The organism is Candidatus Benthicola sp. (assembly GCF_058719085.1).
In genome coordinates this window covers 1-4861 of the sequence record NZ_JBZQEK010000117.1, presented here as the reverse complement: position 1 = coordinate 4861, position 4861 = coordinate 1, and the positions used below count along the sequence as shown (strand labels likewise).

The 4861-nt window shown below is 66.5% G+C and carries 8 protein-coding genes; 1 reads left to right on the top strand and 7 read right to left on the bottom strand.

The features are described from left to right. A partial coding sequence (locus tag AC36XV_RS09125) for a metal ABC transporter ATP-binding protein (protein WP_492203377.1) occupies positions 1-342 on the bottom strand: 342 nt, incomplete at its 3' end. Beyond that, entirely contained in the window at positions 339-1250 is a 912-nt protein-coding gene (locus AC36XV_RS09120) for a metal ABC transporter solute-binding protein, Zn/Mn family (protein ID WP_492203376.1), read from the bottom strand. The genes AC36XV_RS09125 and AC36XV_RS09120, both read right to left, overlap by 4 nt. Positions 1251-1361: 111 nt before the next feature. Between AC36XV_RS09120 and AC36XV_RS09115 the strand changes: the two genes are divergently transcribed. Beyond that, a complete protein-coding gene (locus AC36XV_RS09115) occupies positions 1362-2600 on the top strand; it encodes an alkaline phosphatase family protein (RefSeq protein WP_492203375.1) in 1239 nt (412 codons plus the stop codon). Between the two features lie 67 nt (positions 2601-2667). Here the strand turns inward: AC36XV_RS09115 and AC36XV_RS09110 are convergent, their stop codons facing one another. From AC36XV_RS09110 to AC36XV_RS09090, 5 genes are all read right to left on the bottom strand, one after another. Continuing rightward, on the bottom strand, positions 2668-2880 hold the full coding sequence (locus AC36XV_RS09110) for a cold shock domain-containing protein (RefSeq protein WP_492203374.1): 213 nt from the start codon (positions 2878-2880) through the stop codon (positions 2668-2670). Between the two features lie 171 nt (positions 2881-3051). Beyond that, entirely contained in the window at positions 3052-3693 is a 642-nt protein-coding gene (locus AC36XV_RS09105) for a porin family protein (RefSeq protein ID WP_492203373.1), read from the bottom strand. 126 nt (positions 3694-3819) lie between these two features. Continuing rightward, positions 3820-4272, bottom strand: coding sequence for a nuclear transport factor 2 family protein (locus AC36XV_RS09100; RefSeq protein WP_492203372.1), 453 nt, complete (start codon positions 4270-4272; stop codon positions 3820-3822). Positions 4273-4388: 116 nt separating this feature from the next. Further along, positions 4389-4553: a hypothetical protein gene (locus AC36XV_RS09095; RefSeq protein ID WP_492203371.1), complete on the bottom strand. Its 165-nt coding sequence runs from the start codon at positions 4551-4553 to the stop codon at positions 4389-4391. 70 nt (positions 4554-4623) lie between these two features. Then, positions 4624-4861, bottom strand: a 238-nt coding sequence (locus tag AC36XV_RS09090) for a hypothetical protein (protein WP_492203370.1), incomplete at its 5' end; no start/stop codon positions are given.

Below are 4861 nucleotides of genomic sequence, written 5' to 3'. Positions count from 1 at the left end.
CCGGGCCTCACGCGATGTCTCCTTCCTCTTCACGCCCAGACGTCCCATCAGAACCGTGTCGAGCACGTCGATCGGAAAGCCTGCATCGAACCGGGCGTACTGGGGCACGTAGCCGATCATTCCCCGACGCTCGGAGGGAGCACGACCGAACACCTCCACCGTCCCCCGATCCGGTCGGAGCAGGCCGAGAATGATCTTGAGGAGGGTCGTCTTCCCTCCTCCGTTTGGCCCGATGATCCCGAGGAAGTCCCCTTCCCCGAGCTCGAGGCTGACCGACTCGAGCACCGGAGTCGCGCCGTAGGAGTAGTGGACGTCGACGAGCCGAATCGGTGGCGCGTTCATGGCCGCACCTGCTCCGCCAGGATCTCGATCGCCCGGCCGTACGCCGAAGCCCAGTCGCGGGCCAGCGGATCCAGGACCACCGTGCGTCCACCCAGCTCGGATGCCACGAGCTTCGCGGGGTCCGCAGCAAACTCCGGTTGAACCAGGACGTCCCTGAGCCCCAGTCCACGAGCCCGACGCACGATGCCGGCGAGCTGCGCCGGGCCCGCGTCACCGCTGCCGTGCTCCAGGATGGAAATCTGCTGAAGATCGTACCTGGCGGCGACATACCCCCAGGCCGGGTGAAGAACCAGGAAGCTGCCGCCACGGCGTGGTGAGAGGGCGCGATCGGCTTCGGACTCGAGGTCATCCACCGTGGCCAGGAACGACGCGAGAGATCGGGCCACGGAGTCCGACGCTTCCGGACGGGCCTCCTGGACCGCGGCCGCCACCCGCCGCGCCGTGCTCCTCACGCAGTCCAGGTCCAGCCACACGTGCGGATCATCCGGGATCAGAGGGCACCCCTCCGCGGCCGGGATCACCTCTCCACCGTCCCCGACCTGCAGGCCCGAGAGCCAGGTTGCCTCCCAGGCGAACGCGGGGTGGCCCACCGATACGTACAGATCCGCCCTGACCGCGGCCCGGACGCTCGTGATCGAAGGCTCGTAGGACACGGGGCTGGCGCCGGCCGGGATCAGCACCGTGACGTTCGCGAGACCGGGCGCGACGCGATTCACGAGGTCGGCGAGCGGAGCGACCGTCACGGCGACGTCGAGTCGCTCATCCGGCGTCTCAGCGGCGCATGCACTCAGCGAGATCGGCCCCGTCATCGTCGCCACGATGGCCAGGGATCGCGCCGCGGCACGGGCTCCCTTACAATGGCGCGGTCGCGCCGCAGTCGACACCTGCCAGAACACAGGACGATTCATCGGATGAACCATACCACTTCCGCGCCCGGCGCGCGCCCTCGACGTTCGGTGCCGCGGCCACTTTCCTGTACGCACCGCCGCAGAACCTTCCGTGTGCCGCTCCGACACCCCATGCGCCTGCTCCTGGTCCTCCTGGTCGCCACGATCTCCGCGGGCTGCGAGACCGGTGACCGAACGAGCGCGACCGGGGGTGAGCCCGGCCGCCCCATCGTCATTCTCGTTTCCTTCGACGGCTTCCGGTGGGATTACCCGGACCGCGGGGTCAGTCCCAATCTGGAAGCGCTTCAGCGACGCGGGGTGAGGGCCGAGGGATTGATTCCGTCGTTTCCCACGAAGACGTTTCCCAACCACTACACGCTCGTCACCGGTCTGACGCCCGGACATCACGGCATCGTGGCGAACACGATGTACGATCCCGCTCTCGATCGGACCTTCTCCCTGGCCGATCGCGACGAAGTGCAGAGCTCCGACTGGTGGGGGGGCGTCCCGGTCTGGGTCACCGCCGAGCGCGCCGGCTGTCGGACCGCGCCCTTCTTCTGGCCCGGCTCCGAAGCGAGGATCGACGGGGTCGCACCGACGTACTGGCACCCGTGGACGGCGTCGGTCACCCACGTCGAGCGGGTGCGCTGGGTCCTCGAGAAGCTGGACCTGCCGCCCGCCGAGCGACCCTGTTTCCTCACCCTGTACTTCGACGACACGGACATCGAAGGACACACCGCCGGACCGGAATCGGAAGAGATTCTCGACGCCATCCTCCGGGTGGATGCGGACCTCGGCCTCCTGATGCACGGTCTCACGCAACGCGGGCTCGCGGACAGCGTGAACGTCATCGTCGTTTCAGACCACGGGATGAGTGCGACGAGCCGGGAGCGGGTGATCTTCGTGGATGACTACATCGACCTCCAGACGGCCAACCCCGTGGACTGGAACCCCGTCCTGGCCCTGTGGCCGGACTCGGCCGCAGTCATGACCGTGTATGAATCGCTCCGCGACGCTCACCCGCATCTCACGGTATTCCTGCGCGATTCCATACCCGAACGCTTCCAGTACGGGATCGGACCGAGGATCCCGCCCATCCTCGGGGTGGCCGATGGCGGCTGGACCATCTCGACCCGGCCCTACTTCGAGTCCGCGCCCGACGCGCCCTCGGCAGGAAACCACGGATACGATCCCCAGACACGGGACATGTGGGGCGTGTTCGTCGCGACCGGACCGGCCTTCGCACAGGCTCTCGAGGTTCCGGCGATCCGCAACGTCGACGTCTATCCGCTGCTCATGCACATCCTCGGCCTCCCCGAATCCCCGAACGACGGAGACCTCGGAGACGTCGAAGGCGTACTCGCTCGCTGACCCGCAAAAAAAGGGGGGCGCCCGCTGGAGCGCCCCCCTTCCGTAACCGGCTCTGTCGTCTGGAGCTTCAGCTCACCTTGACCACGTTCTTGGCCTTCGGGCCGCGGCCCTCTTCGGCGAGATCGAACTCGACTACATCGCCCTCGTCCAGGGTCTTGAACCCCTCGGACTGGATCTCCGAGAAGTGAACAAAGGCATCGCGTGCCCCGTCATCGAACGACACGAAGCCGAAGCCCTTGTCATTGTTGAACCACTTCACGGTACCCGTAAGTCGCGACATGCTACGCTCCTGCTGAGTGATACTCCCCCCCGATGACCGACCCGGGCGGGGCCGACACCGGCTACTGATGCTTCCGGCACCTGGTCGTGCAGCGCACCGAATGCGCGCAAAGATAAGCCGCGATCCCTTTCTGTCAACGTCACTTGTGACAGGACTTCGCGGACGAGTCGTTCAGAGGCCCAGCCGGTACCCGACCATGAGCGCGAGGATGCGGTTCTTGTAGTCCAGGTCGGACTCGGAATCGTCGAGCGACTGCAGCCCCACCACGCCCCTTCCGTCGATCACGAGCCAGCCGGAGCCGAGGGGCACCTCCACGTCCAGTCCGAACGCGACGCCAAAGTCGACCGACCGCGTCGGCAGGCCGGCCTCCCCGCAGTCGACCGGCTGCGACTGTCCGTCGGGAAACGCATCGTAGGAGCAGCTCAACTCGAAGTCGAAGCTGGGACCGACGAAGACCTCGGGACGCGTTCCGCCCTCGGTGAAGGCGAACTTGAGAAGCACGGGGACCTCGAGGTAATCGACATCGAAGACGTCCTCGGGATCGGACGGATCGCTGTCGTTGTTCTCCCGCCCGCCCTTCTGAGCGTACAGCGCATCCAGTTGCACGGACCAGCGGCCGGCGAAGCGGAAGACGGAGGAAGCGCCTCCGATGAACCCGATTCGATCGTGCGGGGCGAAGACGTCCGCTCCCGCCTGGTCCGCCACGTCGGCGCCCGCGAGGACCCCGAGCGACCAGGGGCCTTCCTGGGCACCGGCGCGTCCGGCCAGAACGGCGAAGGCGATCATGACGATCGCGAGCACTCGAGGCGTCAAGCGACCCTCGCTTTCGTGGGTTTCGACCGGACCCCGCCGGTCCGGTCGTCGCCCAAGATCACGTGCGGTCGGAGCGGTCAGCAAGTGTTGCGGACGCCCTACACACGGACCGGACCGTCGTGTCGCTCACCCCTGCGGCGTGAGCTCCCAGAGCACGTTGATGATCTTCCACTCCCCGTTCCACCGGGACACCTGCAGGTAGTCGATCCACATGCCGGCGTCGATCCGGACCGCGGCCATGTTGTTGTAGATGTCGAGGATCGTCACGTCCTCCTTCTTCGCCGCCTCCGGGATGCGGCTGCCGGCGCCCCTTCCCGTCGCATCGATCAGCTGCTCGGCCGTCATGTTCTGAAGCTGGCTGTCCGGCCCCGCCGGATCGCGCACGATCCGCTTCGCGAGATCCGGATGCAGGGCCCGCTCCATTCGCGCCGCGTCGCTGGTGTAGAAGCCATCGATGTAGTCGAGCGCCGTGGCGACGATGGCGGACGAGTCGGCGGCCGTTTGCGCCGCAGCCGGCCGCGCGATGACTGCACCTGAGATCGCGGCCAGCGCGATCGCCGTATGGGTCACTCTCCGCATCTTCTTCCCCCTCCGTGACGAGTACGCCGAATTCCGAACACCGGTACGACTCATACAGAGAACACGCATCACGTGGCCGTCGCTGGGAGACCCGGAATCGCTTGCTGCAGATGGGATCAGAGGTTTCGCTGTCCGAAGTAGATCAGCAGGAAGACCGTGAGGAGAAACATCTGGTAGAGGAAGTGACCGATGCGGTCCGGCCTGGCCGGATACCAGCGCACGGAGGCCCACGCCATCAGCACAACCCAGATTCCGACGTAGACGATCGCAAGCATGCCCATGACTTCAAGGTGCTCGCCCGCGTCACGGCGCCGTCACCGTCAAGCATGACGTTTCTGCAAGAACCGTCGCCTAGTCCTGAATCAGCGCATCCACACACAGGGCGTAGCTCTCCACGTCCACTCCCCCCATCCCGTTCGTATTCTCGGCCCTCACCGTCCAACCCCACCCTTCGATCTCTGGATTCGCGTTCGGATGACTCGCCGTGACTCTCGCGCCCTGATAGCGGCTACCGCCTCCGCCGGCGTGCCGCCGCAGGCACTCGAGCCAACGGCGAAACCACCGGGCGTTGGATGGGGCTAAGACGCGG